Here is a 2,502-nt window from a genome sequence, read left to right as displayed (position 1 = left end):
ACTCAGGCCCTGGCATTGATGAAGCGGATATCGATCGGGTGTTCGAACCCTTTTACAGTACCAAGACCAGTGGCATCGGAATGGGACTGGCGATTTGCCAGTCCATTGTCAGGGCTCATGGCGGGCGGTTGTGGGTTACGTCGAACGAGCCGAAGGGGACGGTATTCCGCTTCAATCTGCCGGTGGAATAGCGCCCGCCGATCGCGATAATGCCCTCGCGAACGACCTGATCGCAAATGCCAAGAGCCGCCGGCGGAAATAAATCGGTATAAATTTTTGTAAATACGGTTGGAGAGGCCAACCGACCGATTTATTGAAACAAGTCACTCGACGGGCCAAGATCGTTTCGCGGCGTAGAGTGCCCGCCCGTCTCATCATTGGCTCGGCCATCGGACAAATGGAACTGTGCGGGAGCGCGAAGCCGATGGTCGGCGTATCGAAGAGGTGTCGCTTCAGGGATCGAGCTGCGTGAATGACAAGAGACGAAGTACATCGGCCATCTTCCTCCGTTCTTTTTGACGCGAATGCGAATAATGTCTCTCGTATTCTGTGGGACGATGGCGAACGTATTTTCTACAGGGTAGAGCGCCCAGCCGGCGGCAATCTGCCTGATGTACTGGTCGTGGTGCCCGCCGCAGAGCACCCGCTACCAGCCACGCTGGATCGGCTCGCCCACGAATTCGGATTGAAGAACGAACTGGACCGCGCGTGGGCTGTCAGGCCAATCGAGCTTGTCAGGGAAAGCGGCCGGACCATGCTGGTGCTGGACGATCCCGGCGGCGAGCCGCTGGAGCATTTGCTGGACGGGCCGATGGAAACCGGCCGCTTCCTGCGCCTCGCGATCGGCATCGCGGCAGCGCTGGGGCAGGTGCATCAGAGCGGCTTCATCCACAAGGATCTGAAGCCTGTCAACATATTGCTCAATTGCGGGACGGACGAGATCAGGTTCACCGGCTTCGGCCTTGCTTCGCGGCTTCGACGTGAACGTCTGACCATCCAGCCGCCAGAAACCATCGCCGGCACGTTAGCTTACATGCCTCCGGAACAGACCGGTTGGATGAATCGATCCCTCGACTCCCGCAGCGATCTCTATGCGCTTGGCGTCATCTTTTACCAGATGCTCACGGGCTCGCTGCCGTTTAGCGCGGCCGACCCGATAGAATGGGTGCATTGCCATATCGCGCGACAGCCGGTGGCACCGGCCGAACGCGTGACGGGCGTGCCCCAGATCGTCTCGGCCATCATCATGAAGCTGCTCGCCAAGACCGCTGAGGACAGATACCAGACCGCAAGCGGACTTGTGCGGGATTTGCGACGTTGCGTGGCCGAGCTTGAAGACCGAGGCCAGATCGAAGCGTTTCCGCTGGGCCAACGCGACGCATCTGAACGGCTGAATATCCCTGAGAAGCTCTACGGACGCGAGCGAGAGATCGAGGTGCTTCTCGCTTCGTTCGATCGCATCGTCAAGAACGGAACTCCTGAGCTGGTGCTGGTGTCGGGCTATTCCGGCATCGGCAAATCGTCTGTCGTGAATGAACTGCATAAAGTGCTGGCGCCGCCCCGCGCTCTTTTTGCATCCGGCAAGTTCGATCAGTTCAAGCGTGACATTCCGTACGCGACCTTGGCGCAGGCCTTTCGGGGATTGATCCAGACGCTGCTGGGCAAGAGCGACGCCGAATTGGCGGGCTGGCGGGAAGCTTTCAACGACGCGGTCGGCGATAACGGGCAGCTCATCGTCGATCTCGTCCCCGAACTGAGCCTTATCATCGGCGATCAGCCCGCGGTCCCAGAGGTCGGGCCAAAGGACGCGCAACACAGATTCCAGCAGGTGTTCCGTCGCTTCGTCGGCGTTTTCGCCCAACCGGAACACCCGCTGGCGCTGTTCCTCGATGATCTGCAATGGCTGGACGCCGCGACGCTCGACCTGGTCGAAGACCTGCTGACACCGTCCGGGCTCAAGCATCTGATGCTGATTGGCGCTTACCGCGACAAAGAAGTGGACGCCTCACATCCGCTGATGCGCAAGCTCGAGGCGATCCGCGAAACTGGCGCTATTGTACAGCATATCCCGCTCGGCCCGCTTGGCCATGAACATCTCGGCGAACTGATCACGGATGCCGTCCTGTGCGAACCGGCACTCGCCGTGCCGCTGGCCGAGCTGGTGGAGGACAAGACCGCCGGCAACCCGTTTTTCGCCATTCAGTTTCTAAACGCGCTCGCCGATGAAGGATTGCTCACCTTCGATGCCGGCGCAGGACGCTGGTTGTGGGACATCGAGCGTCTCCGCGCCAAGGGATACACTGATAATGTCGTGGACCTCATGGTCGGAAGGCTAGTCCGCCTTTCGGAAGATACACGGCGGGCGCTGGAGCAGGTCGCCTGTCTCGGCGCCGCCGCCGACACGGAAACATTGGCGATCGTTCTCGAAACCTCGTTGGACCAGGTTCACGCGTCGCTCTCGGACGCGGTCCGCCAGGAACTGGTCGAACGTCGCGGAGATAG

General features: G+C 60.2%; 2 protein-coding genes. Both read left to right on the top strand.

Translation table 11 applies throughout. The annotated features are described in order from the left end of the window. The coding region (locus tag WCB02_RS32305) for a sensor histidine kinase (RefSeq protein WP_423964665.1) at positions 1 to 191 on the top strand (191 nt) is incomplete at its 5' end. Positions 192 to 622: 431 nt separating this feature from the next. Beyond that, positions 623 to 2,502, top strand: a 1,880-nt coding sequence (locus WCB02_RS32300; protein WP_423964663.1) for an ATP-binding protein, incomplete at its 3' end; no start/stop codon positions are given.

Origin of the sequence: Bradyrhizobium sp. (assembly GCF_049581145.1) — a bacterium.
Classification (GTDB): Bacteria; Pseudomonadota; Alphaproteobacteria; order Rhizobiales; family Xanthobacteraceae; genus Bradyrhizobium.
This window is presented reverse-complemented; position numbering and strand designations above follow the sequence as displayed.